This is a genomic window from Bradyrhizobium sp. 23 (assembly GCF_023073295.1).
Classification (GTDB): domain Bacteria; phylum Pseudomonadota; class Alphaproteobacteria; order Rhizobiales; family Xanthobacteraceae; genus Bradyrhizobium; species Bradyrhizobium canariense_D.
In genome coordinates, this window is sequence record NZ_JADPJF010000098.1 from 38591 (window position 1) to 65254 (window position 26664).

27 protein-coding genes are annotated in these 26664 nt (G+C 65.0%); 18 read left to right on the top strand and 9 right to left on the bottom strand.

Translation table 11 applies throughout. The features are described 5' to 3' along the window. Nucleotides 1-256 precede the first annotated feature (256 nt). Nucleotides 257-895 (bottom strand): PQQ-binding-like beta-propeller repeat protein, encoded by a 639-nt coding sequence (locus IVB32_RS24005; RefSeq protein WP_085385379.1) that lies wholly within the window; start codon nucleotides 893-895, stop codon nucleotides 257-259. A gap of 30 nt (nucleotides 896-925) precedes the next feature. After that, complete coding sequence (locus tag IVB32_RS24010; protein ID WP_085385380.1) at nucleotides 926-2146, bottom strand: helix-turn-helix domain-containing protein; 1221 nt, start codon at nucleotides 2144-2146, stop codon at nucleotides 926-928. A 147-nt stretch (nucleotides 2147-2293) separates the two neighbouring features. Between IVB32_RS24010 and IVB32_RS24015 the strand changes: the two genes are divergently transcribed. Both IVB32_RS24015 and IVB32_RS24020 read left to right on the top strand, forming a co-directional pair. Continuing rightward, nucleotides 2294-3088, top strand: coding sequence for a DUF899 domain-containing protein (locus IVB32_RS24015; protein ID WP_085385381.1), 795 nt, complete (start codon nucleotides 2294-2296; stop codon nucleotides 3086-3088). After that, on the top strand, nucleotides 3081-3374 hold the full coding sequence (locus IVB32_RS24020; protein WP_039798961.1) for a hypothetical protein: 294 nt from the start codon (nucleotides 3081-3083) through the stop codon (nucleotides 3372-3374). Before IVB32_RS24015 ends, IVB32_RS24020 begins: the two co-directional genes overlap by 8 nt. Here IVB32_RS24020 and IVB32_RS24025 read toward each other — a convergent pair. Both IVB32_RS24025 and IVB32_RS24030 read right to left on the bottom strand, forming a co-directional pair. Further along, nucleotides 3350-3760 (bottom strand): c-type cytochrome, encoded by a 411-nt coding sequence (locus tag IVB32_RS24025; protein ID WP_039799008.1) that lies wholly within the window; start codon nucleotides 3758-3760, stop codon nucleotides 3350-3352. The two genes, IVB32_RS24020 and IVB32_RS24025, sit on opposite strands and share 25 nt — an antisense overlap. A gap of 113 nt (nucleotides 3761-3873) precedes the next feature. Beyond that, nucleotides 3874-4581, bottom strand: coding sequence for a L,D-transpeptidase (locus tag IVB32_RS24030; RefSeq protein ID WP_085385382.1), 708 nt, complete (start codon nucleotides 4579-4581; stop codon nucleotides 3874-3876). A gap of 273 nt (nucleotides 4582-4854) precedes the next feature. Between IVB32_RS24030 and IVB32_RS24035 the strand changes: the two genes are divergently transcribed. The 3 genes from IVB32_RS24035 to IVB32_RS24045 all read left to right on the top strand — a co-directional run bounded on the left by IVB32_RS24035 (nucleotide 4855) and on the right by IVB32_RS24045 (nucleotide 7411). Then, nucleotides 4855-5907 carry a glycosyltransferase family 1 protein gene (locus tag IVB32_RS24035; protein WP_247294938.1) on the top strand — a complete coding sequence of 351 codons (1053 nt, stop codon included), beginning with the start codon at nucleotides 4855-4857 and terminating at the stop codon, nucleotides 5905-5907. A gap of 30 nt (nucleotides 5908-5937) precedes the next feature. After that, complete coding sequence (locus IVB32_RS24040; RefSeq protein WP_085349115.1) at nucleotides 5938-6627, top strand: methyltransferase domain-containing protein; 690 nt, start codon at nucleotides 5938-5940, stop codon at nucleotides 6625-6627. Nucleotides 6628-6751: 124 nt separating this feature from the next. After that, nucleotides 6752-7411 (top strand): hypothetical protein, encoded by a 660-nt coding sequence (locus IVB32_RS24045; protein WP_085349114.1) that lies wholly within the window; start codon nucleotides 6752-6754, stop codon nucleotides 7409-7411. Nucleotides 7412-7632: 221 nt separating this feature from the next. Here IVB32_RS24045 and IVB32_RS24050 read toward each other — a convergent pair whose 3' ends face one another. Beyond that, nucleotides 7633-9297: an aminotransferase class III-fold pyridoxal phosphate-dependent enzyme gene (locus tag IVB32_RS24050; protein ID WP_026232679.1), complete on the bottom strand. Its 1665-nt coding sequence runs from the start codon at nucleotides 9295-9297 to the stop codon at nucleotides 7633-7635. Between the two features lie 35 nt (nucleotides 9298-9332). Between IVB32_RS24050 and asd the strand changes: the two genes are divergently transcribed. Together asd and IVB32_RS24060 are read left to right on the top strand one after the other, a co-directional pair. Continuing rightward, complete coding sequence (gene asd / locus IVB32_RS24055) at nucleotides 9333-10196, top strand: archaetidylserine decarboxylase (protein WP_247294936.1); 864 nt, start codon at nucleotides 9333-9335, stop codon at nucleotides 10194-10196. Nucleotides 10197-10263: 67 nt separating this feature from the next. Then, complete coding sequence (locus tag IVB32_RS24060; protein ID WP_247294934.1) at nucleotides 10264-10830, top strand: NUDIX hydrolase; 567 nt, start codon at nucleotides 10264-10266, stop codon at nucleotides 10828-10830. Nucleotides 10831-11019: 189 nt separating this feature from the next. Here the strand turns inward: IVB32_RS24060 and IVB32_RS24065 are convergent, their stop codons facing one another. Beyond that, the gene (locus tag IVB32_RS24065; RefSeq protein WP_094183504.1) at nucleotides 11020-12405 is read right to left on the bottom strand and encodes a FecR domain-containing protein; all 1386 of its coding nucleotides are present in this window, start codon (nucleotides 12403-12405) and stop codon (nucleotides 11020-11022) included. Nucleotides 12406-12694: 289 nt separating this feature from the next. Further along, nucleotides 12695-13465, bottom strand: coding sequence for a DUF2147 domain-containing protein (locus IVB32_RS24070; protein WP_247294890.1), 771 nt, complete (start codon nucleotides 13463-13465; stop codon nucleotides 12695-12697). A gap of 193 nt (nucleotides 13466-13658) precedes the next feature. Here IVB32_RS24070 and IVB32_RS24075 point away from each other — a divergent pair, with 193 nt between their 5' ends. The 9 genes from IVB32_RS24075 (at nucleotide 13659) to IVB32_RS24115 (ending at nucleotide 23216) form a co-directional block, all read left to right on the top strand. After that, nucleotides 13659-14507: a DUF2147 domain-containing protein gene (locus tag IVB32_RS24075; RefSeq protein WP_247294888.1), complete on the top strand. Its 849-nt coding sequence runs from the start codon at nucleotides 13659-13661 to the stop codon at nucleotides 14505-14507. Nucleotides 14508-14812: 305 nt separating this feature from the next. Continuing rightward, a complete protein-coding gene (locus IVB32_RS24080; protein WP_247294886.1) occupies nucleotides 14813-16018 on the top strand; it encodes an extensin family protein in 1206 nt (401 codons plus the stop codon). A gap of 320 nt (nucleotides 16019-16338) precedes the next feature. Next, entirely contained in the window at nucleotides 16339-17637 is a 1299-nt protein-coding gene (locus IVB32_RS24085; RefSeq protein WP_085361423.1) for a M20 family metallopeptidase, read from the top strand. Next, the gene (locus IVB32_RS24090) at nucleotides 17634-18473 is read left to right on the top strand and encodes an ABC transporter permease subunit (RefSeq protein ID WP_085361422.1); all 840 of its coding nucleotides are present in this window, start codon (nucleotides 17634-17636) and stop codon (nucleotides 18471-18473) included. Before IVB32_RS24085 ends, IVB32_RS24090 begins: the two co-directional genes overlap by 4 nt. A 29-nt stretch (nucleotides 18474-18502) precedes the next feature. After that, complete coding sequence (locus IVB32_RS24095) at nucleotides 18503-19513, top strand: ABC transporter substrate-binding protein (protein ID WP_247370194.1); 1011 nt, start codon at nucleotides 18503-18505, stop codon at nucleotides 19511-19513. Between the two features lie 62 nt (nucleotides 19514-19575). Next, nucleotides 19576-20970 (top strand): amidase family protein, encoded by a 1395-nt coding sequence (locus IVB32_RS24100; protein WP_247370196.1) that lies wholly within the window; start codon nucleotides 19576-19578, stop codon nucleotides 20968-20970. Between the two features lie 32 nt (nucleotides 20971-21002). Further along, on the top strand, nucleotides 21003-21743 hold the full coding sequence (locus IVB32_RS24105) for a Crp/Fnr family transcriptional regulator (RefSeq protein ID WP_085385389.1): 741 nt from the start codon (nucleotides 21003-21005) through the stop codon (nucleotides 21741-21743). 271 nt (nucleotides 21744-22014) lie between these two features. Further along, a complete protein-coding gene (locus tag IVB32_RS24110) occupies nucleotides 22015-22203 on the top strand; it encodes a hypothetical protein (RefSeq protein ID WP_085385390.1) in 189 nt (62 codons plus the stop codon). Between the two features lie 227 nt (nucleotides 22204-22430). Then, nucleotides 22431-23216 carry a potassium channel family protein gene (locus IVB32_RS24115; RefSeq protein WP_247370198.1) on the top strand — a complete coding sequence of 262 codons (786 nt, stop codon included), beginning with the start codon at nucleotides 22431-22433 and terminating at the stop codon, nucleotides 23214-23216. Nucleotides 23217-23417: 201 nt separating this feature from the next. Here IVB32_RS24115 and IVB32_RS24120 read toward each other — a convergent pair whose 3' ends face one another. Both IVB32_RS24120 and IVB32_RS24125 read right to left on the bottom strand, forming a co-directional pair. Further along, nucleotides 23418-23759, bottom strand: a complete 342-nt coding sequence (locus IVB32_RS24120; RefSeq protein WP_085385392.1) for a DUF6665 family protein — start codon at nucleotides 23757-23759, stop codon at nucleotides 23418-23420. A gap of 53 nt (nucleotides 23760-23812) precedes the next feature. Next, nucleotides 23813-24448: a TetR/AcrR family transcriptional regulator gene (locus IVB32_RS24125; protein ID WP_247370200.1), complete on the bottom strand. Its 636-nt coding sequence runs from the start codon at nucleotides 24446-24448 to the stop codon at nucleotides 23813-23815. A 193-nt stretch (nucleotides 24449-24641) separates the two neighbouring features. Here IVB32_RS24125 and IVB32_RS24130 point away from each other — a divergent pair, with 193 nt between their 5' ends. Continuing rightward, nucleotides 24642-25958, top strand: coding sequence for an HlyD family secretion protein (locus tag IVB32_RS24130; RefSeq protein ID WP_247370202.1), 1317 nt, complete (start codon nucleotides 24642-24644; stop codon nucleotides 25956-25958). A gap of 25 nt (nucleotides 25959-25983) precedes the next feature. Next, nucleotides 25984-26664 (top strand): MFS transporter (locus IVB32_RS24135; RefSeq protein WP_247411683.1); only part of this gene is annotated, 681 nt, incomplete at its 3' end.

The window sequence follows — 26664 nt, forward strand, 5'->3', positions numbered from 1 at the left end:
GGCGCGGAATTCGTTGCCCGCGGCGACAGCCAGTCCATCGCCTTCAGGCTGATGAAAAACGACGCCGCGAGCACCGCGACGGCGATCAGGACAGTTTTCAAGTTCAGCGTCAGTCGCATCAATCCCCCAGGCCGCCCCGGGGCAGAAGTCTACAGGGCAGGCAAGGAGGGCGCTAGAGCCCACCGATGGGGTGGAATTGGGGCAAACATATTAACGGCCGCGAACGCACCGTTGCCGCGCATTCGTCCTCGCGTACCTAGCCGCGCTTCGGACGGCGCACCGCCCTCACATTGCCGCGATCTCCGCCACCGCAGAAGAAACGGTCGCCGCCATCGGACTCCAATCCTGACACCATCGTCCCGGCGGGCAGGTCGAGCTGCTCCAGCACCTTGCCCGTCTCGGGGTCGATCCGCCTGATGTCGCTGTCCTCGCCTTCCCAGGTGCCGTGCCAGAGCTCGCCGTCGACCCAGGTCACGCCGGTGACGAAGCGCTTGCTTTCGATGGTGCGGAGAATTTTTCCCGTCTGGGGATCGACCTGATGGATCTTGCGCTCCCGATACTGTCCGACCCAGAGCGAGCCCTCGGCCCAGGCCAGTCCGGAATCGCCGCCGCCGCCGGGTGCCGGGATGGTGGCGAGCACCTTGCCGGTCACAGCGTCGATCTTCTGGATGCGGTCCTCGGCGATCTGGAACAGGTGGCGGCCGTCGAACGCCGTTCCCGCATGCGCGGCGACATCGATGGAGCGGGTGATCTTGCCATCGGCCGGGTCGACCGCGTTCAATCTGTCGCCGGATGCGAACCACATAAGGCTGCCGTCATAGGTGACGCCGTGCACGGCTTCGACGCCTGCATAGGGCCCGTATTCCCTGACGATCTCGGCGGCTGAACGTTTCATCTGCTCGGTCCCTGCGGTGTGAATCCCACTTTACGTCTTCATGAGCGGTCCGGGGAGTAACAAGCCTGTCGGGAAACCCGGCACGGGCGGCGTCATCCAGCGCCGCGCCCGTCCGTGTCCGAAGGACTGCACCTTGTTCGATCGCGCCAGCTCTTCGAGGGCCCGTTGCACGGTGCGCGCGCTCGTTCCCAGCGCCAGCGCGAGCGCCGAACTCGACCAGGGCTCGCCATCAGAGAGGAAGGCGAGCACATTGGCGTGCTTCTCCTCGACGGGCCGTGCGAGGACGAGAACCTGCCGCGTGTTGCGCGGCGTCAGCGCAAAACCTTGCCTGGTCGCGCTGACGTCGGCCAGAGGCTTGAGCTTGGTGCGGAGCCGCCCGATTTCGACGCGCAGCCGGGCGCGATGCGATTCATCGACGTGCCTTGCCTGAAACGCTCCCGTGATCAACCCTTCCCGCGAGACATCGGCCGGCCAGGCCTGCGCCAGGATGCGCGCGAGTGCGAACAGCACCGGCCGCGTTCCGAGCGGCACGAGGATGCCTCGCCTGCGAACCGCGTGATGGAACGTGTCCACCACGAGCGCCTCCGATGTCACGAGGTCCTCGACCTCCTCGAGCAGTAGCGGCCGTTCGTGCCCGCGCGTGATCAAGCGCGCTGCGGGCGTGTCGAGCACGCGGCTCGTGCCTTCGACCTCGGCCGCAAGCGCGGGAATGCCGGCCTGTCGTGCTGCGCTCGCCGCGCGCCCGAGCGCCGCGCGCGCGTCTTTCGTTCTGAGCCGCCGGATCGCGATGCCGGCAATCACGAGTTCGCGGCCGACCTGCGCAGCCGGGGGCAGCGGCGTGGACTTGATGTCGGCCAGCGTGCGTTCGGCCTCGTCAAGGCGCCCGAGAAGGAGAAGTCGGCGCGCCTCGATGTGACCCGCATGGGCCGCGTTGGCGAGGTCACCGTGGCTTGCGAGCGTCGCCCGCGCGGCCACGAGCGTGTTGGCCGGCCAATTCAGGTCGCGCGAGACGAGTGCGATCTCGGCCTCCGCGACGACGCATCTTGCCCGCGCGACCGCCTCTCTCGGGCCGAAGGCACGTGCGGCGCTGCGCAGCAGCGTCTTCGCCTTGGCGAGATCGCCGAGTTGCGCCATCGCGATGCCGCGCAGCGCCAGCGAAGGTGCATCGTTGCGCAGCGCAACGCGGTTCAGCGCGCCGAGCGGATCGCCGGCTTGGAGCGCGCGCGCCGCGGCCGTGATCAGCGACTCCATTCAAATCCCGCCACACTTGTTACTCCCACCACGCAACCGTCCGGTGCGAGAGATCGTTGACGGCCGACAATGTGCGGCGAGGGGCGAGCGGTTCCGCATCTTGCATAGCGAGATACGGAACGGCCGCCCGGGAAAAGTTGGAGAGCCATGATGACATCAGCTGACAACGCAGGAAATAACGGACAAGCCGCCATGCAAACACCGCCGGTGGTGTCGCCGCAGGACTGGGAGGCCGCCCGTCAGCAACTGCTCGTGAAGGAAAAGGCGCATACCCGTGCCCGCGATGCCCTGGCGGCCGAGCGCCGGCGCATGCCGTGGATGGAAGTGACCAAAACCTATGCGTTCGAGGGGCCGGGCGGCAAGGTCAGTCTGCACGACCTGTTCCAGGGCCGGCGGCAGCTGATCGTCTACCGTGCGTTCTTCGAGCCGGGCGTGTTCGGCTGGCCGGATCATGCCTGCCGCGGCTGCTCCATGGTGGCCGACCAGGTCGCGCATGTCGCGCACCTCAATGCCCGCGACACCACGCTGGTGTTCGCCTCGCGCGCACCGCAGGCCGATATCAGCAGGCTGAAGCAGCGGATGGGCTGGACCATGCCATGGGTCACCGTCACCGACAGTTTCGATGCGGATTTCGGCGTCGACGAGTGGCACGGGACCAACGTGTTCTTCCGCGACGGCGACCGGATCTTCCGCACCTATTTCGTCAAGAGCCGGGGCGACGAGCAGATGGGCGGCACCTGGAATTACCTCGACATCACGCCGCTGGGACGGCAGGAGGTCTGGGAGGATTCGCCGAAAGGCTATCCGCAGACGCCGACCTACAAATGGTGGAACTGGCACGACAGCTACACCGAAGGTGCGGCGCCCGACAAGAGATGGGTCGAGATCTCGACCGCGGGCGAGAAGGCTTTTCGCGAGGAGGCGGCTGAAGGACGTGACTAGTCCCGTCAGCGCAATGGCCGGCGCGAGCCGCAACGGTGTGGTGGCTGCGCGCCACCTCGCCAGATGGTTGGGGCTGGCGGCGACGCCGACCTTCGCGATCATGGCCGTACTGACGGCCATGCTTGATGGCCCGGCGGACATGCTGTGTGGCTCCGGACATGGGGCGATGCTCGGCGGGATGGTGCCGATGTATCTGCTGATGAGCGCGTTTCATTCGGCGGCGTGGCTGAGGCTGATCGCAGATCGGCGGGGCCGGTGGCCCTACTGCGAAGCCGCCTGCAAATAGGCAACGATCTTGCCCGCTTCCTCCGCCGAGACGCCGCCATAGGGCTGCATCTTGTTGCCGGAGACGACCTCGTCCGGCTTGAGCATGAAGCGGGTGAGTTTGTCCTGGTCCCAGACGAAGCCGGCTTCCTTCATCGACGAAGAATAGTTGTAGTTCGGCAGCGCGCCGGCCTTGCGTCCGACGATTTTGTTGAGGTTGGGGCCCAGACGATTGTCGCCCTCTTTCACCGAGTGGCAGGTGCGGCAGGAATTGTTGAAGGCTTGCTGGGCTGCATCGTCGCTCCCCGGCTGCTGTGCGCGCGAGGTGGGCACGGTCAGCAGCAGTGCCACGGCGGCAGCGATCGCGCGCAGGCATTTGCCTTGCGGCGTTTGCGGACGTGATTGCATTCGCGCCTCCATCGGGGATCGCGCCGCAGCACGCGCGCGCATCGGTATGCAGAGGGCCAACGAAAACGGCCCCGGTGGGTTCCGGGGCCGCTTGCGTCACAATGTCCTGTCGCTTACCGCGTTGCGGCTCCGAGTTCTGCGCGGCGCTCCGTCATCGGCAGCACGATCACCTTGGTGCCGACGTTGACGCGGGAGTACAGGTCCGCGACATCGTCATTGGTCAGGCGGATGCAGCCGGAGGAGACGTGCTTGCCGATGGTGTCGGGTGCGTTGGTGCCGTGGATGCGGTAGATGGTGCCGCCGAGATACATGGCGCGGGCGCCGAGCGGATTGCCGGGACCGCCGGCCATGTGGCGCGGCAGATAGGGTTGGCGGGCGATCATCTCCGGCGGCGGGGTCCAATCCGGCCACTCCGCCTTCTTGGTCACCGACTGGGTGCCGGACCAGGTGAAACCGTCGCGGCCGACGCCGATGCCGTAGCGCATCGCCTGGCCATTGCCGAGCACGAGATAGAGATAGGTGTTGGGCGTATCGATGATGATGGTGCCCGGCGCCTCACGCGTCGCATAGGAGACGGTCTGGCGGCGGAAGCGGGCCGGCGTTTCGACCGCGTCCTGCTCCTCGGACGGCGCGGCCCGATAGGGCGTCGCTTGATAAGGCTGGTACGGCTGCGGCGCTGCGATCGGCGGCAGCGGCTGGAAGAAGGGGAAGAGCTGCACAGGCGCGGCCTTGGCCGGGCCGGCGAACGCGATCGCGGTGACAGCCACTGCGCCAAACGCAACGGCGCGCGAATAAGTCTTCAACGTCTCCAGATTGATCATCGGTCGCCCCTGTTTGCGCGGTGTTTCTTGGTCACCCGGCACCGTTGCGGTGCTCTGTTGCCTAGATCACTAACGGCAAGAAGTTTCGGGACGTTTGCGCGGAAAACCGAAAACGGTTTCATGGCGGAAAGGATTGTTTCATGACGGTTTCGTGGCTGCGCGGACCCGTTAACGAACAAAACAGCGGGCCGACACTTCCATGACGTCACACGCCTGAAATATCCGTGGTTGATGGTCCTAAGCCGAGAATCATAAAAATCTCGGGATTTCCCCATGCGGGTATTAATCGCGACTGACGCCTGGCATCCGCAGGTCAACGGTGTGGTGCGGACGCTGACCTCGCTGGCTGGCGCGGCCAAGGCATTGGATGTCGAGATCGACTTCCTGACGCCGGACGGCTTTCGGTCATGGCCGTTGCCGACCTATCCGGGGCTGCGCATTGCGCTGCCGAGCGGCAGGGAGATTGGGCGGCGGATCGAGAGGGCGGCGCCGGAGGCGCTGCACATCGCGACCGAAGGGCCGATCGGCTGGGCGGCGCGGGCTTATTGCCGTCGCAACCGGCTCGCCTTCACCACCTCCTACACCACGCGCTTTCCCGAATACGTCTCGGTGCGAACCGGCATCCCCGCGAGCGTCGGCTACGCCGTGCTGCGCCACTTCCACGATGCCGCCGCCATGACGATGGTCGCGACGCCCTCGCTGCGGCAGGAGCTGTCCGAGCGCGGTTTCAAGCGGCTCGGCTTCTGGACCCGCGGCGTGAACACCGAGCTGTTTCATCCGGACTCTCCAGCCAAGCTCGATCTGCCCGGGCCGATCTTCATGACGATGGGCCGCGTGGCGGTGGAGAAGAACCTCGAGGCTTTCCTCTCGCTCGACCTGCCCGGCACCAAGGTCGTCATCGGCGACGGTCCGCAGAAGGCCGGCCTTGAAAAGAAATTTCCCGACGTGGTCTTCCTCGGCGAGAAGAAGGGCGCTGACCTCACCGCGCACCTCGCCGCCGCTGACGTGTTCGTGTTTCCGAGCCTGACCGACACGTTCGGCGTGGTGCAGCTCGAAGCGCTCGCCTGCGGCACGCCGGTTGCGGCGTTTCCGGTGACGGGACCGAAGGACGTCATCGCAGATCATCCGATCGGCGCGATCGACCACGATTTGCGCGAAGCGTGCCTGCGCGCACTGACCATGTCGCGCGAGACCTGCCGCAACTTCGCGCTGGAGCGCTCCTGGGAAAACAGCGCGCGCCAATTCGTCGGCAACCTCACTTCACTTCAGCCCAGCCGCGTCTTGCGCGCCTCGCCTCGCATGGCGCGGCGGCCGGTGCGCGGCTGATCCCGTTCGACCACAGCGAGAACCTCATCGATGGCTAAGATCATGAACCTTGACGGCACCCAGCAGCTCGACCTCACCCGTGGCACGGTCGAGCAGGCCTATGATCGTTGGGCACCGGTCTACGACCTCGTGTTCGGAGGCGTGTTCGCAAAAGGCCGGCAGGCCGCGATCGCGGCCACCAACAAGATCGGCGGCCGGGTGCTCGAGGTCGGCGTCGGCACCGGCATCTCGCTGCCGCTCTACGCGCCGCATCTGCGCATCTTCGGCACCGACATCTCGGAGGCGATGCTCGACAAGGCGCGCCAGCGCGTCGTCGAGGGCGGCCTAGAGAACGTCGAAGGCCTCGCGGTGATGGATGCCGAGAAGCTCGAATTCCCCGACAACTCCTTCGACGTCGTGATGGCGCAATACGTCGTCACCGCCGTGCCGAATCCGGAAGTTGCGCTTGACGAATTCGCCCGCGTGCTGCGCCCGGGCGGGGAGCTGATCATCCTCACCCGCGTCAGCGCCGATACCGGCATGCGCCGCTTCATCGAGCAGAAGCTGCAGCCGGTGGTACGTCCGCTCGGTTTCCGCACCGCCGAGTTCGCCTGGTCGCGTTATGCCAAATGGCTGGCCGGTGCCGACGGCATCGAGCTCGCCGAGCGCCGCCTGATCCCGCCGCTCGGTCATTTCTCGCTGGTGCGATTCCGCAAGATCGACGTCGCCAAGGCGGCTTGATCCAAGCTCACGTAACCCGTGCGTCATCGCGCCGCTGCGCATCGTCACATGACAAAATGATGATGTCACACGGCCTACATCGAATCCCTGTAAATCCTGAACCCGAAAGCATTTGGGGGAGAGCATGATCAAGAACTATCTCGAGCAGCTGCGGATCCAGCGCTGGGACGACCATCGCTACTATCACCACAGCCGCATCAATCAGAGCCTGCACTTTGTCAGCGCGCTGAGCTTCCTGTTCGCCTATGTCTGGCTGTTCGTCGACCCCATGGTCTCCGCGCTGGTGGGCTGGCTGGTCTCGATGACCTCGCGCCAGGCCGGCCACTTCTTCTTCGAGCCGCATGGCTACGACCAGATCAACCAGGCGACGCACGAGCACAAGGAAGAGATCAAGGTCGGCTACAACCTTCGGCGCAAGGTGGTGCTGATGTCGATCTGGGCGCTGTCGCCGGTGGTGCTGTTGGTCGATCCGACTCTGTTCGGACTGTTCACGCCTTGGGCGGGCGCGACCGACTTCATGCGGCAAGTGGCCAAGATCTGGCTCGTCGTCGGCGGCGGCGGTCTCATGTTCCGCACGGTGCACCTGTTCTTCATCCGCGACGTCGAGACCGGTCTCGTCTGGATGACGAAGATCCTGACCGACCCCTTCCACGATTTGATGCTCTACCGCAACGCGCCGCTGGCGCTGATGCGTGGCGAGCTGATGGATCCCGGCCTGCATCTCAAGCCCGAGCACACGCTGGGCCTCATCGGTGAGCCCACGCTCGAAGAGCAGCACGCCTGAGCGCGCCGTTCTCACCAAGGCCTCCGATGTCTGATGGTTGCGTCATGCCCGGGCTCGTCCCGCCTGCGCGGCCGAAGCCGCTTCGGCGAGGCGAAGGCCCGGGCATCCACGTCTTGGAGGTCTCGCGCGGAGACGCGTGGCTGGCCGGGCATAGGCGAGCGGAAGCGACGCCGTCCTTCGGACGGCTGTGCCCGGCCATGACGCCGTTGGAGGAACCAGCCTCAGCGCCCGAAGCGCTTGGCCAGCATCTCTTTCAGGATCTGCCGCTTGATGGTCTTGTTGGTGAGGACGCCATCGTGCCACCAGAAGCCGTCGGCCTTCATCTTCTCGGCCGCGCGGACGAAACGCTCGGCGACCTCGGTGAAATCGGCGTCGGTGTAGTTCAGGCTGAAGATCAGCCTGCCGGTGCCGACCCAGCTCAAGGACAGGCCTTCAGCGCGCAGGTAATATTGCAGCATCCAGTTGTAGCGGGACGGCGTGGTGTATTTCACCGTCCAGATCGACGAGAAGTTTGCGAACCGCACCGGCAGGTCGGCATCGCTCATCATTTGGTTGAGCTTTTGCGCGCGGCCGTTCCAGGTCTCGTCCAGTCCGTCATAGACGGCGCGGAAATTCGGGCTGGCGAGCCGGCTCAGAAACTCGTCCATCGCCGTCATGACGTAGGGGTGCGAGTTGAAGGTGCCGCGGGCGAAGCAGACGTCGGCGGGGCGGTCGTCGCGGAAGCGGCGCATCAGCTCGCGTTTGCCGCAGACCACGCCGACCGGCAGGCCGCCGGCGAGGCTCTTGCCGTAGGTCACCATGTCGGCCTTGACGCCAAAGTATTCCTGGGCGCCGCCGGCAGCGAGACGGAAGCCGACGAAGACCTCGTCGAAGATCAGCACGATGTCGCGCTCAGTGCAGACCTCGCGCAGCTGCTTGAGCCATTCGGTGTAGGCCGCGCGGTCGAAATTACCGCCCCGGGAGGAATCGACCAGCGAGGAATCGCCGGGCGCGTTGCCGTTCGGATGCAGGCCCTGCAGTGGATTGACCAGCACGCAGGCGATGTCCTTGCGCGTGCGCAGCACGTGCAGCGTCTTCTCCGACATCTCGGCGAGGGTGTAAGTCTCGTGCGCGGGAATCGGATTGCCGACGCCGGGCTGCACGTCGCCCCACCAGCCGTGATAGGCGCCGGCGAAACGGACCAGATGCGTGCGCCTGGTGTGGTAGCGCGCGAGCCGCACTGCCTGCATCACGGCCTCGGTGCCGGACATATGGAAGGACACTTCGTCGAGGCCCGAGATCTGGCACAGCCGCGCCACGTTCTCGAGGATGACGGGATGGTAGGGTCCGAGTACCGGTCCGAGCGCGTGCGCCCGCTTCTCGGAGCCTTCGATGCACTCCTTGTAGAAGTCGTTGCCGAAGATGTTGACACCGTAGGACCCCGTGAGGTCGTAGGAGGTGTTGCCGTCGACATCCGTGACGGTGACGCCGCGCGAGGACTCCACGAAGGTCGAGGTGCCCAAATGCTCGCGAACGAGACGCGAGAACTGGAAAGGCACGCGGTAGGTCTCGGTGAAGTGCAGGTCGGAGATCTTTTCCGCCGCTTCCTTCGTCATCGCGCGGCCCTTGGGGTAGCGCTCGGCGTAAAGGCTTGCGAGGCGGAAGAAGCCGTCCCTGCGCAGGCCTGCGATGTTCGCCGGCGCGCCGTCGCAGGCAAAGTAGGCATCGCCTTCGAATTCGTAGAACGGAAGCAGCTTTGCCACCCGGCGCGACATCTTGGAGTGTCCGGCGAGCGAGCGGTGCTTGGCGCGGGACAATTCGATCCGCGCCTTGATCTTCGGGAAGGCGGCGGCAGCAGACGCTGCGGCGGCCACGGACAAAGAAAGAATCGGGAGTGTCGTTTCCATGACAACAAGCGCTAATACTGCGAGCTGACAGATTCATGACAGTCAAAGCCCTCATCGCCTCTTTCACCCAGCAGGAAGACCTCAACTTCCTGTTGACCAACCGCATCCCGCGCGCCGCGTTGACCCGGTTCATGGGCTGGTTCTCCAAGATCGAGAACCCGCTGGTGCGGGACGGCTCCATCGCGCTGTGGAAGCTGTTCTCCGACCTCGATCTGTCGGAGGCACGCAAAACCCATTTCCGGAGCCTGCACGACTGCTTCACCCGGGAGCTCAAGCCGGGCCTGCGGCCCTTTGATCCGGACCCGTCCATTGTCGCGAGTCCGTCCGACGGCATCGTCGGCGCCCATGGCCGGATCGCCGATACCGAGCTGTTCCAGGTCAAGGGCGCGCCGTACTCGCTGCTCGATTTGCTCGGCGATTCCGTGCTGGTCGACCAGCACCGCAACGGGTCCTTCGTCACGCTGCGGCTGACCTCAAGCATGTATCACCGCTTCCACGCGCCTTATGACGCACATATCGAGCGCGTCACGCTGATCCATGGCGATGTCTGGAACGTCAACCCGATCGCGCTGAAGCGCGTCGAGCGCCTGTTCTGCAAGAACGAGCGCGCGGTGATCCGCACGCATCTATCAACTGGCGAGGCCGTGACGCTGGTGCCGGTCGCCGCGATCCTGGTGGCAAGCATCCGCCTGCACTTCCTCGACATGGTGCTGAATGCGCAGGCCAGGGGGCCGGTCAATTTTCCCTGCGACGTCAACGTGAGCAAGGGCGAGGAGCTCGGCTGGTTCGAGCACGGCTCGACCATCATCATTCTCGCGCCCGGCGATTTCACCTTCTGCGACGGCATCGCCGAAGGCACGCGCATTCGCGCAGGTCAAGCGTTGCTGAGAAAAAACTAGCCTTCAATCCGCCGCGGCGGCCGCTTATATCGTCGGTGGGGACGTTTCTACGACGACGGATTGGGTGATGGCACGGGCGCCGGTCATGGCGGCGGGTGGTATTGTGCTGCAGCGAGGTGCGTCGCCGCTGATTGCCGTCGTGCGCCAGCGCAAGCGCAACGAATGGGTTTTGCCCAAGGGCAAGCTCGACGACGGCGAGACGCCGAAGCAAGCTGCGCATCGCGAAGTGCGGGAAGAGACCGGCCACGACGTCGCCATCCACGAATTTTTGGGTACGCTCGTCTATCAGTCAGGTGGCCGCTCCAAGGTCGTGCATTTCTGGCGCATGGAGGCCGGGGGCGGTCCCGTCCGCAAGCTGATGAACGACATCAAGGCGGTCGACTGGCTGCCCCTGGAAGACGCGCTCGCGCGCCTGTCGCGCGAGTATGAGCGCGTGTTCCTGACCCAGGTTGGCCCGATCGCGCTCGCGGCGGCGGGGCTTGCATCTTCGCCTGCGCCCGAGCCGCCACCGCTGGCGACCGACGATGTCGATGCGGCTTTGCAGACACTGACACCGGCTGAAGCAGCCTCGGTGGGCGAGTTGCGGCACGGCCTGTTGCAGAAGATGAAAGCCTGGCTACGCGGAGAGGCGTGAGTTTTCTTCACCTCGCCCCGCGTTGACGGTGCACCCTCGCCCCTTGTGGGAGAGGGTGGCTCGCCGCGAAGCGGCGAGGCGGGTGAGGGGTCTCTCTCCACGCGTGAAGCTGTCGATGAGTTTTCGCCGATAGAACCCCTCATCCGGCGCTTCGCGCCACCTTCTCCCACAAGGGGAGAAGGAAGAAAGTCACCGCCGCTCCTTCTCCTTCGGAACTGGCGCTGGCCGTCGCGGCGCTGCGGGGCGTTGTGCGGCGGGGAGGCGCTGCTGGAATCCGCCCGGGCGTTGCAGGCCCGGCTGTTGAGCAGCGGGCGGCTGGCCGGGTTGCATGCCGGTGCGCGGCAGTTGCGGCTGCGGACCGGGCTGCTGTTGCGTTCCGCCCGGCTGCGGCGGCGCGACTCCGCCGGGCTGCGTCGGACTCTGTCCACCGCGTCGCGGCCGGGTTTGCGGGGTGCCGTCAGGCTGCGTGCCTTGACCGGCGCGCGGTGGGCCTGCCGGACGTCCCGCGCCTTGTTTCTGGCCTTGTTGCTGCTGACCCTGACCTACGCGCGGCGTACCGGGCTGCACGGCGCCACCTTGGCCCGGCGCTTGGCCCTGCCGCTGCGGCTGTTGCGGCTGTTGTCCTGGCGCCGTGTTCGGCCGCAATTGTTGCTGTTGCGGCGGCTGGAACGGCCGCGGAATGCGCGGGCTCGCGGTCGGATTGGCGCGGCGGAAGTCGCGCTGCTCGGTGACGATCTGCCGGCCCGTGGTTTGCGCCAGATGCACCTGGCTGACGAAGCCGCGGTCGCGCGCGATCTGCTGTGCGGGAATCGTGATCGGCACCGCGGCAAAGCGCATGACGCCGGCCGCGGCTGCGCCCGGCCGGATCGCAAAACCGCTCGCGCCTTGCGTCAGCGCGCCGAGCCGGGTCCCACTTGTGCGGTCGTCGACGTCGATGTGTCCGACCCGGCCATCGGCGTCGGGATAGAGCTTGATGTTGACGTTGTTGGTCTTGTTCGCGGCCGCGCCTTCCGGCACCTCGACCACGCCCGTGGTGCCGCGGATGCCGAGCGTGGCCGTCGGCGTCGTGATCTTCATGTCGCCGGTCTTTGCCACCGCCGCCGCGACGAAGGCGACCGTGCCCTTGCCGATGTCGAAGATGCCTGCGTTGTGCTTGCCGCCGTCCTCATAGACGTAAGTGTCGATGGTGATCTTCGTGCTGGCGGAGAGGTTGAACGTGGTCGCGTCGTCGAAGGTGATGCCGAGCGATGAGTTCGACGAAGTCTGCACGACGTCGTTGAGATAGATGTCGTCGCGCACGCGCAGCGGATAGGAATTTTTGTCGCGGATCACGGTCGCGATGCCCGTCACCGTCGCAACGTTGCCGATCGGCTCGACGGCAGCGGGCTGCGCCTCGGTCGCGGGAGCGGGTGAAGCCGATGGCGTCGGCGAAGGGGCGGGCGACGGCTGCGCTTCTGGCTGCGCCTGCGCAAGCTCGATCGCATCGAATCCGAACGCAACGCTCGCGCCGGCCGGCGGCGACGCCAGCAGCACAAGCGCGAACATGAAGCGGCGCCAGGCCACGGTAAGAGTCACGAAGAATCCCGGTGAGAGATCGACCGATATCAGCCGCGTACAGCTGAACGGCGGATGAATGTCTATCGCACGGAGGCGGTGAACGTTCAAACGGTACGCGATGCTAGCTTGCGGCCAAGCCTCTCCACCGTCATGGCCGGGCTTGCCCCGGCCATCCACGCCTTGAAGCGCGGGACTAAGAACGTGGATGCCCGGGCCTTCGCCTCGCCGAAGCGGCTTCGGCCGCGCAGGCGGGACAAGCCCGGGCATGACGAAGAATGTGCATGTGTTGGAGACGACGCCTGCGGCGTCAGCTCACGCGCTTCCAGGTCTGGCCGCCGCAGAACATGCCGCCGAAGGCGCAGCCCTGCACGCGCATTGCATTCGGGCCCTTCATCGCGATCGTCGAGTCGTAATTGCGGCCGGAGTCGGGATCGTGGATACGGCCGCTCCACTTCGCGCCGTCGGGCTTCATGTTGATCAGGATGCGCTCGTTGGTCTTTGCGGCGTAGCCGCAGAGATTGACGCCGCACTGTTCGACGCGGACATTGCCCTTGTTCTCTTCGGTGGCCCAGACGCCGATCGGTGTGTTGGCAACCGCGACAGGCGCGGCGGGCACCGGGGCCGGAGCAACCGCGACCGGCGCGGGCGCAGGAGTGGGAGCCGCAACGGGCGCGGTCTGCGTCGTGGCGTCGTAACCGACGGACGGAACAGCGGCAACCGTCGTGCTCGGTGCTGCGATAGCGGGCGCTGCCGGCGCAGTCGCCTGCACCGGGGGCTGCTGCACGGGATGCTGCTGCACCGGAGCCGGCGCGGGCTGCGCGGTCGTGGCAGGAGCCGGCGTGGTGTCGACGTCATCGTCTTTGGAGCCAAGGCCCTTGAGGTTGATGTTGTTCAGCTTGATCGGCTTGTCCGAGAGGCCCGGCGCGATGATGGTCACGCAATTGAGCGAGGCGCAGTTGCGTGGCGTCTCGATGCGGATGTTCTGGCCTTCGATCTGGAACGAGATCGCATTGCCGGCATGCGCGGCGGCGGTGGACGCGAGGAAGAGGGCGGTGGCGGCGATGGTGAGCTTGTTCATGACAACCTCCGAAGATGTGTGGTCCCGATGGGACTGAAGTCGCGGGTGGATGAAGCGTGGTTCGACCCTACGCCGGGCTGGCCGGACGTTCTGTGATAGACGTCACAACGGCTCGCCGCGGCTGGGTGACGCAGCGCACATTCGGTCGCGATTCCATTTGCGTAACGTCGTCGCCACACAGAGGGAGGCGCCGATGACGCGGCTTGTGACTTCGCTTGGCACATTGATCGCGCTGCTGGCGATTGCGCCCGCAGCCGAGGCCGGGTCTTACGCGTTCTCGATTGCCGGTCATCGATTTCAGGTCGAGGCGCCCAGGAATTGCCGATCGGCTTCCTGTGTCTCGGTTTCCTCCCATCGCAGCTTTCGGCCTGACGTCGACACGACGCCAGCCCCTGCGCCGGTGCTTCCGCCGCCGCAGCCGCTCTATCCCGTGGCTCCGGTCAGGCCAGCGCAAGCGATTGCGGTCGCGCCTGCGACGGCGCAGACGGCTCCTGTCCTTGCCTCAACGACCTCGCAGCCAATTGTCCTGCCGCAGGCGCCAAGCTCCAATCCGCCACGGGTGGAGCTACCGCAGACGGATCCGCCGAAGACCGTCGCGCTCGATCCGCCGCGCATGGAGGCACTCGTCGTCGCGCCAAGGCCGCAGCTCGAGCAGGCCGTGACGAGCCCTGAGCGCGGCGACGACGAACTCTCCTATTTGCCGCTCGGCGAATGGGAGAGCGCAGGCGCCAAGGGCACGGTCCGCATCGAACGCTGCGGTCCTGCACTGTGCGGCTTCGCGCTGACTGAAGCATCGACCAGGGGCGAGAGCGTGCTCGTCAACATGAAGCCGAAAACGCACGACGTCTGGACCGGCAACATCTACAGCCGCTCCAGCGGCAGTACCTATTATGCGAGGATGACGCTGAAGAGCTCCGGCAAGCTTCACGTCGAAGCCTGCGCACTGGGCCATTTCTGGTGTTCCGGCAACGACTGGACGCGAGCCGAAGAGCGGCCGGAGAAGCTGATCACGACGTCGCGGCAGTGGAGCGCGCGGTCGTAAGGGAAGCGTTCGATACCTCCGGCTGAAGCCGCTAGATCATGCCTAGCACGATGGCACCGACAAAGGCCATGGCGAGGTACGCGGTGATAACGCTCAGTCTCCCGGCGAACGTCATGAGGTCGCTCCCGCTGTCGCGCCGCCTTGCGCGAGAGGATCACGGTTAACAGAGAGTCTCTTTTCGAAAAAGTCAGCCTTGCTGTCGCTCGTCACCGGCAGCGCTCCTGCTGGCGCCGGCCGACATGGTTAAAGAACACTGAAATCAACACGTTGAAGAGTCTTTAAGTAAATTCACCGAACGTGCGTGCATGACGCGCGGAGTTCGTTTGTATCTCGTCGGCTCCATCGTCCTTGTTTCGTTAGCGGGTTGCGGACGCGGCGTCTTCCAGGCCGAACGCGAACCGTGGCGGGCCGAGGCCGAAGCCGCATGCCTGAAATCAGGCGCGGTGAAAGAAGGGCCGGATCTCGTCCGTATCGAGCCGATTTCCGGGCCGGGCATGTGCGGCGCGGAGTTTCCGCTCAAAGTCGCCGCCCTCGGCGAAGGCTCGAGCAGCTACGGCTTTGCCGACGAGGAATTGCGACCGCCCGGTAGCGTCGGCAACCAGCCGCGCTGGCCGGTGACGCAGCCCCGATCGAATTACCCGCAGAGCCAGAACTATCCGGCATCGTCCTATCCACAACGCTCAAACTATCCCGAGACCGCGGTGCGCCAGCCCTCCGGCTATGGCGCTTCCCCTGGTCCAATGCCTCTGAATGCGCCCGGTGTGGCGCAGCAGGAAGACGAGATCGATCTGCCGCCTGAGGGCACCGATGCCGCGGGCGCGTCGCGCTACATGAATGCACCGAGCTATCCGGCGCGGCCGGCGCCGTACTCGCAGGCGCCTGCGCAGCAACCGCTGCCGCGTCTTGGTCCGGCACAGGGCAATCCCGTCACCGCCGTCGGCCCTGTTGCGATCAAGCCGGTTGCGACGCTGGCCTGTCCGATCGTATCCGAGCTCGACCGCTGGCTTGCCGATACCGTGCAGCCCTCGGCGATGCGCTGGTTCGGCACCCGCGTCGCGGAGATCAAGCAGATCTCCGCCTATTCCTGCCGCGGCATGAACGGCAATTCGCATGCCCATATTTCAGAGCACGCCTTCGGCAACGCGCTCGACATCGCCGCCTTCGTGCTCGCCGACGGCCGCCGCGTCACCGTGAAGGATGGCTGGCGCGGCATGCCGGAAGAGCAGGGCTTCCTGCGCGACGTGCAGTCGGGCGCGTGCGTGCATTTCACCACGGTGCTGGCGCCGGGCTCGAACGTCTATCATTACGATCACATCCACGTCGATCTGATGCGCCGCGCCAACCGCCGGCTGATCTGCCAGCCCGCCGCCGTCTCCGGCGAAGAGGTCGCCGGGCGGGCGCAGCAGCGCAACCCTTACGCCAGCAGGCGCGATCCCACCATCACCGGCTCGCTGGGTACGCGCAAGAGCACGCTGCGCAAGCACGAAGAGGACGAGTACGCCGACGATTGAGGCGCGCGTGCGACCCGTAGCCTGGATGGAGCTAAGCGCATTCCGGGGACGGCGTTCCCGCATCCCGCTGCGCTCCATGCGGGCTACGACCCCAGGCCGGCCCGCCTCGCGCTGAGCCCTGCCTGTTCAGTCGACGCCGCGTCTTTGGCAGAGCGCATCTCGGGCGCAAAAATTTGCGCACGCGCAAACCTCGCCTAAGCCATTGAAATCATCGATACAATCCTGCCGCGACGGGCTTTTCCCGCAGTTGGCACGGTCGCTGCAATGAGGAGGCCGCCACGAAGCGGCGCTGCCGGCGCCGTGAGCCAGCGGATCCCGTCATGCAGATGCCTGTCAGCCCTCCTTATTCGGATCTCGAACAGCGCGTGCTGTCGCGCATCACGGAGGAGCGCTGGCTTGAACTGGCATCCGAGCTGATCCGCACCGGCCAGCCCCGTTCCGGCAATCCGCTGGATCCCGATTTGCCGCCCGCCGAGGAAGAGGCGATCTCGATGCTGGTCGCGGGCAAGCTCGAAGCGCTCGGCATGGAGGTCACCAAGCACAGCGCGCAGCCGCACCGGCCGAACGTGCTGGGCGTGCTCAAGGGACGGGACGGCGCCCCCTCGCTCATTCTCAACGACCATCTCGACACCTATCCGGCCGTCGAGCCCGAGAAATGGCACATGACGGATTTCGATCCGTTCAAGGCGACGCGCCACGGCGATCTGCTCTATGCGCGCGGCACGTCCGACACGCGCGGAAACCTCGCGGCATCGTTGCTGGCAGTGCAGGCCCTGACCGAAGCGGGCGTGAAGTTCGATGGCACCCTGATGTGCTGCTACACCGTCGATGAGGAGCGGAACGGCACCGAAGGCTCCATCTACATGCTCAACAAGGTTGGCCTGACCGCCGACTACGAGATCACCGCCGAGCCGACCGCCTGGGGCGACGTCAACAAGGATTGGGGCATGAACCTATCGGTGGCCAATTCCGGCCACTGCCTGATCGAGCTCACCGTTCACGGCATCAAGTCGCACATCTGGCGACCGGACATCAGCGTCAACGCCATCATGGAAGCGGCAAAGCTGTTGCCGAGGTTGAAGGACATGGCGTTCACCCATGTCCACAGCAAGTTCATGGGGCATACGCCGCCCTGCTGCGCCGTGGTGCGGATTCGGTCCGGCCTGCCCGGCGAGATGCAGTTCTCCCCGGATGCCTGCACCATCACGCTCGCCGTGGTCGGCATCGTGCCGGGCATGACGCTATCGAGCGTGATTGCGGACATCGAGCGTCTCGGACGGGACACTTTTGCGGGCGTGAACGACGTCAAGGTCGAGGTGCGCCAGGTGCCGGGCTCGCTGTTCGTCAACGCGACCGAACCGGTGCCGGTCGAGGAGGAGCCCTGCCGCTCCTTGCGCGCGGTTTACCGGCGTCTGATGGGCCGCGAGCCCGGGGTCAACCGCAAGAATGCCTTCAACGACACGATCCGCTTCCGCGAAGCCGGAATCAATGCGGTGACGTTCGGTCCCGGAGAAGACGGTTGGGCCGTCGACAACGAGAACATCTCGATCACCAAGTCGGTGATGGCGACGCGGATCTACGCGCTGACCATCATGCAGATCCTGGGAGTGCGGACATGAGCGTCGAGGCGACCCACATGACGATTCCAATCTCGCCGGATCGCACCCGACGCGGCAGCTTCCGGCTGCGGCTTCCGAAGGTCTCGCGATCGGTGCTGCTCTCGACGCTGACCGTGGCCGTGCTGCTGGCCGGCTGGGCCATCGTCACGGAGATGGGCTGGGCCAACGAGCTGTTCCTGCCGAAGCCGCAGGCGGTCTGGGCCGCGTTCGTCAAGACGATGACGAAGGGATATCAGGGCGCGACCCTGCTTCAGCATCTCGGCGCAAGCCTCTATCGCATCCTCACGGCCTTCACGCTGGCCTGCCTGATCGGCATCCCGCTCGGCGTCCTCATGGGCGTGTCGCGCAACGCGCGCGCGCTGCTCAATCCGCTGATCGAGTTCTACCGGCCACTGCCGCCGCTCGGACTTTATACGCTGCTGGTGATGTGGCTCGGCATCGGTGAGAGCTCGAAGCTGTCGCTGCTGTTTCTTGCCGGCTTGCCGGGCATCGTCATCTCGACGATCCAGGCCGTCACCAGCGTGGACCCGGTCTATGTGCGCGCCGCCCAGTCGCTCGGCGCGACCCGGCGCCATTTGCTGTTTCACGTCTATTTGCCGGCGGCGGGACCGCTGATTCTGGCCGGCATGCGCATCTCGCTTGGATTCACCTACACCGTTCTCGTCGCCGCCGAAATCGTCGCGGCCTCCGCCGGCATCGGCTGGATGATCTGGGACGCGGCAAAATTCCTGCTCTCCGACGTCGTGATCATGGGGCTGATCGTCCTCGGTCTCACCGGCGTCGTGCTCGACCTCTTTATGCGCGGCATCGCGAAACTGTTGATGCCGTGGGCCTGAATCCAATTCTGATCGTAGGGGAGACCTCCATGATGAAGAGACTGATTGCGACGCTCGCGGTTACCACGTTGGCGCTCACGGCCGCAGTCCGCGCCGAGGACAAGCCGGCGAAGGTGACCGTCGGCTATCTGAACCTGGTCAATGCGCAGCTGGTCACCAAGCATCTTGGCCTGCTCGCCAAGGAGATGCCGGGCGTCGACATCAAATACGTCAAGATCGGTGGCGGCGGTGACATGCTGCGCGCGATCGCCGGCAGCGACGTCGATTTCGGCGGTCTTGGCAACCCGCCGACCGCGATCGGCGCGACCCGCGCCCTGCCGATCAAGGGCATCCTGGTGATCAACATGCTTGACTACGTCGAGTCGATGGTGGTTCGCGCCGACAAGAACATCACCTCGCTCAAGGACCTCAAGGGCAAGACGGTGGCGGCGCCGTTCGGCTCCACGACGCACTACCTCCTGCTCCAGGCGCTCAAGGAGGAGGGTGTCGATCCCGCCTCGATGAAGATTCTGGACCTCGCGCCGGCGGACATCGCGGCGGCCTGGCTTCGCGGCGACATCGACGCGGCCTGGTTCTGGGAGCCGAATCTCGGCAAGGCCGTGAAGAACGGCGGCAAGATCCTCGTCACCTCGGGCGAGATGGCCAAGCGCGGCTACCCGACCTGGGACATCGGCGTCGTCATGAACGCGTTCGCGGAGAAGTATCCGTCCTACGTCGACAAATTCATCAAGGCCGAATGCGAAGGCATCGATTTCTGGCTGAAGAACCCGGAGAAGACTGCCGAAATCATCGCGGAAGAGCTTTCGCTGCCTCTCGAGGACGCGCAGCGAATGATGAAGGGCACCGGGATGATCCCCTGCAGCACGCAGCTCACGGAGGAGTATCTCGGCACATCCGCGAAAAAGGGCAAGTTCGTCGACACGCTGATCTCGACCGCCGATTTCCTGGTGAAACAGGAGCGCCTGCCGAAGCTGCTGCCGCGCGCCGACTTCGAAGCCTTCATCCAGCCCGCCTATCTGGAGAAGGCGATCGGCCGCTAGGATCGGTGCCGGCGGGCTTGTCCCGCCGGCGCATTGCCAATCCCCGCACGTACGTGACCGACATGAATATCGCACCTCGCCACCTGCGCGCCGCCTATCGCCGCGGTGAGCTCAAGCCGTCCGATGTCGCCGCGCATGTGCTTTCGCGCCTTGACGACGCCGACCAGAGCGGCGTTTGGATCTCGACGGCAAATCCCGAAAGCGTCATGGCAAGGGCGTGCGCGCTCGATGCCCGCATTGGCGAGATCGGCGAGCTGCCGCTCTACGGCCTCGTGTTCTCGGTCAAGGATTGTATCGATGTGGCCGACGAGCAGACCACCTCGGCCTGCCCGGAATTCGCCTACACCGCGAAAGACACGAGCCCGGTTGTTGCCGACGCCATCGCCGCCGGCGCGATCTATCTCGGCAAAACCAATATGGATCAGTTCGCGACCGGCCTCGTCGGCGTGCGCTCGCCCTATGGCATCGCCCGCAACCCGCACAACCCCGACTACATCCCCGGCGGCTCCAGCTCGGGCGCAGCGGTATCGGTCGCAACGGGCACCTCGTCCTTTGCGTTCGGCACCGATACCGGCGGATCGGGCAGGGTGCCGGCGTCCTATTGTGGCGTGACCGGCTTCAAGCCGGCGCCCGGCGCCTTCAGTCAGCGCGGCATGGTCTACGCGTGCCGTAGTTTTGATACCATCTCGCTCTACACGCGCGATCCCCGCGATGGCCACGAGATCTATCGCGTGTTGGCGCGGCGCGATGTCGAGGACTGTTTTTCACCGGTGGATTTCGCCGGATGGACGGAGCAGGCATCTCCGGCGCGGCCGCTCAACATCGCAACGCCGCGTCCGGATCAGCTCAGGTTCTTCGGCAATGCGGAGACGGAGGCGCTGTTCGGCGATGGACTCCGCAAGCTGCGGCAGCTCGATCTGTCGGTCGCATTGGTCGATGTCGCGCCGTTCATTTCGGTCAACGATTTGATGTTTTTCGGACCTTTCCTCGCCGAGCGGGACGTCTCGGTCGGCGCATTCCTCGACGCCAACCCGGAGGCGGGCGTGAAGATCGTGCGCGACCTCGTCATCGGCAGCCGGAAGTTCACGGCGGCCGACGCCTATCGTGCACTCTACAAGGTCAAGGAGGTCCAGCGGTCGCTGCGCGATTTCTGGCAAGTTCATGATGCGCTGGTCGTGCCGACGGTCGGCACCGTGCTGAGCATCGACGACGTCGCGCGCGATCCGCTGACGGCCAACTTCAACAACGGCTATTACACCAACTACGCCAACCCGCTTGGGCTGGCCGCCATCGCCGTTCCGAACGCCGTCACCGCAGCCGGCGTGCCCTATGGCATCACGTTCCTGGCGCCGGCCGGCCGGGAGCGCCTGCTCACCGATCTGGCTTGCGCTTTCATGGGGGCTTCGGCCGAGCCAGAACATCTGCGCCGCGTTGCAATCCGAGCGGAGACCTCCTAGCCTTCGAGCCGTCACTCGAAGGGAGACCGATCGTGGGGCGCAGCGATGCGCATGAGGTGGCCGATCCAGCTGAGCCGCGCGCCGAACTGCCACGGCCCGGGACCGGACGTTATGTGCTGAAGGCGTTGGACAAGCCCGATCTGGAGCTGGTGATGCGAACCGGCAGGCTCGCGACCTACCAGAACCGCGAATATCTGCTGCGGGAGGGCGAGCCCGCAAACGGCATCCACATCATCCTGAACGGGATCGTCGAAAGCACCCATGCCGGCACGCAGGGGCGCGAACTGATGCTGTCGACCTGGGAGGCCGGCGACTTCGTCGGCGCGCCCTATATCCTCGGCGATCACCGCCACAGCTGGTCGGCCCGCGCGCTCGGGCGCGTCGAAGCACTGCATCTCGACCAGGATGCGGTCCGCCGGTTGATCGCGCAGTCGCCGCCGTTCGCAGTCGCGCTGATCGAGTGCCTCGGCTTCAAGGGCGAGACCTATTCGATGCTGGCGCAGACGCTGGCCGGGCAGAAGGCGGCGGAACGGTTGGTGCTGCTGCTGGTCAAGCTGTGCGAGAACGCGGCCCAGGACGAGAGCGGCCCGATATCGCTCGGCCGCATCACGCAGGCCAATCTCGCGCGCATGATCGGCGCGACGCGCCAGTCGATCAGCCTGATCCTCAGCCGCCTCCAGGACGACGGCATCATCTGGACCGGCCCGACCAAGATGGTCGTCAACGATCTCGCCGCGCTCCGCAAGCAGGTAGCAGTAGGCGTGGACCAGTAGGGTCAGCTTACCGACGCAACGGAAGTCTCCGCCTTGAGCATGATGAGCGCTTGTGACCGGAGCGCACATGCTGCTTGTAATCTTCGATAGTCCTTTAGCGCACAGGGACTGCGCGGCTCGTCTGACATCAGCTTTGGGCCAGCAAACGCACTAGCTTCAACCGAACTGGAACAATCTCCAAGCGATCCGGTTGAAGTTTGTTATGGCCAATCTGGGACAGGCACGGATTAGTCCTGGAGAAGCGTGTTGTTTATCAGGAAAGGTGCTTCACATGGATGACGAACGAAAATCATCAAAAGCTGGGGAACGCGCCGCTGAAGGCCTGCGCGAGGCGGCCGCTAAGGACGAAGCGAAAAACGAGAGCAAGACGGGACACGATTTAGCGAAGGGCGCTGACCGCTTCGAAGAACGCTCCAAAAGCTCGGATGGAAGAAGCGCGGAAGAGAAACAAAAAGGGTGAATGTCTACAGCAGATCCGGCGCTGCGTTTCAGTGGAAGAAAGCAGGCGAACTTGGAGCCGATAGCATCGAGGTTGTGCCGACGACAATCCATCCCGGTAACAGCCACCTGACGCTGGTGCTGCGGACTGTCACGGAAGCGTCAACTAGCTCGAACTCGTCGCACTGACTTAGATCTCCCAGGGTGCGAGGGTTGTCCCAGCTGCAATCATCTGTGCAAACTGCGAGCATGGCAGCTGTGAACCACACCTCCCTGAGAAGCCGCGTCCGTCGCCTCTACGAGGGTACAACGCCCAGCGCCGTTGGTTTCCGCTATGCTTTGCTCGCGTTTGATGTTGTGACCATACTGTTCATCATCGGGACGTCGTTCCTGCACCCCAGTGAGATCATCGAAACCTTCGACCTGCTATTCGGCGCAATGATATTGGCCGATTTTTCAGCACGGCTACTCGCCGACCGGCATCCGCTTCGAAAGTTCGGCCGCCTCTCGACATGGGCTGACATGGTCGCCATCGTTTCATTCCTGGCGCCCCTGGCTGGCGAGGCTGGCGGCTTTCTGCGGATTTTGCGGACGCTGGGAATGCTTCGTGACTACCAGATGCTCGCCAGGTTGCGCATGGATTCCTCGTTCTTCCGTCGCAACGAGGAGGTCATCTTTGCCGTCACCAATCTTGCGGTTTTCATATTTGTCATGACGGGGATAGTCTACGAGACCCAGAAGTTTCGTAACGATCAGATTCGGAATTATGCTGACGCGCTGTATTTCACTGTGACCGCGCTGACGACGACTGGCTTTGGCGATATCACCTTGCCAGGCACAACAGGTCGTTTGATAACCGTCGTGATCATGATTTTCGGCGTAACCCTGTTCTTCAATCTTGCGCGCGCATTGTTGAGTCCGAACAAGGTCAGATTTCCTTGCCCAACTTGCGGACTGCAGCGGCATGAGAGCGATGCCGTGCATTGCAAAGCATGCGGCGCTGTTCTCAATATTCCCGATGAAGGTTTGGCGTAGCTGTTGCTACCTCGGCGATCGAAACGTATTGCCATCATCAGGAGCGGTGCCGAAGCGGCCGTTCGGAGTGGATGGCGTTTTCGGTCGTGGGGGCCCGCTCGCGAGGCGCCCGCACGGCTTTTGGCCTCTTTCTAGGCCCTTGCATCCATCGTAATCATCGCCGTGGTAACGGCCTTGTCTAGCGCCAGGCACCGTAGAAAATCACTTTCGAGCCGGCTTCGACGCTGCCGGCACCAGCCCCATGCAGCACTGCACCTCGGCCGGGACATTGTAGGTCCGCATGATGTGGCGGCTGTCGCGCAAGCCGGATGCCTCACGCTGCACCACCAACATCCAGAGCGCGTGGCCGGCTTCCATCACCAGCTTGCGTCGGGCCGGCTGCATCGCGGCCGGCACCTCGGGGAGGGCATGGGCGGCGTCGAACTCGCGCAGGCGCGCCAGCGCCTGTTCGAGCGTGCGGCCCATCCGTCCGAGCGCGGAGGCCTGTTCCTGGACAATCTCGTAATGGAGGATATCGACGGGCGGGCGGAGATCACGGGACATGAGCCCGAATATAATGCCGCCGGAGCGGCCTGCAACGCAGGCCCGCCTTGCCGCTACTTCGCCCCGTACGCCGCGAGGAACATCCGCGTCGCGCTGTCGACGACTTCGCTCATGCGCTCTTCCGACGGTGCGGGCGCGGCCTGGAAGACGAAGGGCAGGAACAGCGAGGCCTTGCACAGTTCCATGAATTGCGACGCCGCCAGATCGCAATCGTCGATTTCGAGATCGCCGGCGGCGGCGTGGGCTTTGAGATAGTCGGAGAGACGGTTGATGGACTTGTCCAGCACCCGCGCATAGTAGCGGCGGCCGAGATCGGGCATTCGCTCGGCGATCGCCATCACGGTGCGGATCGCCGATCCGCCGCCGGGCCGGCACAGCAGACGGTTGTAGGCCCGGCCGAAATCCTTCAGCGTGGTTTCAACATCGCGTGCCGGATCGAAATTGAACGCGACCTGACCGTGCTGGAGCGCCTCCTGTTCGAGGATCGCTTCGAACAGCGCGCATTTGTCGGCGAAGTAGACGTAAAGCGTGCCCTTGGAGACCTGCGCCGCGCGGGCGATCTCGCCCATACTGGCACCGTCAAACCCGAGGTCCATGAACACCTTGCGGGCCCCGTCCAGGATCTGGCGGCGTTTGGAGCTGTCCTCCTCCTGGACGGCGTGGAGGTGTTCGCGGCCGGGTACAACCATTGGTTCAGGGTCTCGGAAAGTTTTTGCATCGGTCCAGGGTGATGAAACCGAAATAAAGGATTCGGGCCGGTAGGGTCCGTTCGGGTATTATCTATATTGACCGAACCGTTCGGTCAATGATATTTGGGATGGGTGAGAGGGAACCGGCCGTAGGGCGGGTTGTCCCTCATCGCGCTTTTTTGGGGAGGCCTCCATGGCCGTAGTGAGAGACCAGGCTGCGCGCGTCCTTCGCCAGGACGCCGTGGAGACGCCGGCGCCCGCGGGTGGTGACGCTGCCACCGAGACGTCTGTAGCTCTCGCCGAACAGTTGCGCTCTCATGAGGCCGAGGAAACCAAGCGCCGTCCCAGCGAGGCGCCGGAGAAGCCCGTGACCGACAAGCCGGCCGCAGCCCCAGACGCGCCCGCCGCCGGCGCGCCGAAGTCCGGCAAGCGCAAATTCGTGATGATGGGAGTAGGGCTCGTGCTGGCGCTCGCGGCCGCGAGCTATGCCGGCTATTACACGCTGGTCGGCCGCTTCTACGTCGCGACCGACGACGCCTATGTCCGCGCCAACAACACCATGCTGGGCGCGCGCGTTGCCGGCCACGTCTCCTCGATCCTCGCCGGCGACAACACGACGGTGCGCGCCGGCGACATCGTCTTCCGCGTCGACGACGGCGACTACAAGATCGCCGTCGACGCCGCCGCCACCAGGATCGCGACCCAGCAGGCCACCATCGATCGCATCGGCCGCCAGGTCGCGGCGCTCGACAGCCAGGTCGCGCAGGCCAGGGCGCAGCTCGTCTCCGCCGAAGCCGGCCTCAAGCGCGCTGACCTCGATTATGAGCGCCAGCAGGCGCTGAGCAACAAGGGTTTTGCCTCGCGCGCCACCTTCGAGAGCTCCGAAGCCGGACGCGACCAGGGCGCTGCCGCGGTCAAGGCCGCGCAGGCCGCTTACGACGTCGCGCTCAGCAATGTCGACGTCGCCAAGGCGCAGCAGGCCGAAGCGCAGGCGCAGCTCGCCGAGCTCAAGACCACGCTGGCCAAGGCCGAGCGCGATCTCGCCTTCACCGCGGTGCGCGCGCCGGTCGACGGCACGTTCTCGAACCGCCTCGTCAGTGCCGGCGATTTCGTCGCGGTGGGCCAGCGGCTCGGCAACGTCGTGCCGCTCGATAACGTCTATATCGACGCCAATTTCAAGGAGACCCAGCTCAAGCGCATCCGCCCCGGCCAGCCTGTGACGATCAAGGTCGATGCCTACGGCATGCGCAAGTTCTCCGGTGTCGTCGACAGCATCGCAGCGGGCGCGGGCTCCGTGTTCACGCTGCTGCCGCCTGACAATGCCACCGGCAACTTCACCAAGATCGTGCAGCGCGTGCCGGTCCGCATCCGCGTGCCGAAGTCGGTCGCGAAGCAAAACCTGCTCCGCGCCGGCATGTCGGTCACTGCAACGGTCGACACCAACAAGGGCGCGGCCGACGCCGACAGCGAGGTCGATCTCGACGACGCCACCATGATCCATCCGCAGTAGCGCGCCTGCGCCGCGAGGTCAGACCATGGCGAACGCCACGACCGCTTCACCTGCCATGATGGCGGACCCCGCTTCGGAGCGCATCGCACCGAAGCGGTTGTTCGCTTTCATCATCATGGTGTTCGGGATGTTCATGTCGATCCTGGACATCCAGATCGTCTCGGCGTCCCTGAGTGAAATCCAGGCCGGCCTGTCGGCAAGCTCTAGCGAGGTCTCCTGGGTCCAGACCGCCTATCTGATCGCCGAAGTGATCGCGATCCCGCTGTCGGGATTCTTGTCGCGCGCCTTCGGCACGCGGCTGTTGTTCGCAATCTCGGCGGCAGGCTTTACCGCATCGAGCCTGCTCTGCGGCTTCGCCACCACCATCGAGGAGATGATCCTCTGGCGCGCGCTGCAAGGTTTTCTCGGCGCCGGCATGATCCCGACGGTGTTCGCCTCGGCCTACACCGTTTTCCCACGCACCAAATTCCACATCGTCGGTCCCATCATCGGGCTCGTCGCAACGCTGGCTCCGACCATCGGGCCAACTGTCGGCGGCTACATCACCGACCTGATGTCCTGGAACTGGCTGTTCTTCATCAACATCGTGCCTGGCATCGGCATCACCATCGGCGTGCTGGCGCTGGTCGATTTCGACGAGCCGCATTTCGAGTTGCTCGACCGTTTCGACTGGTGGGGGCTGCTGTTCATGGCCGGCTTCCTCGGC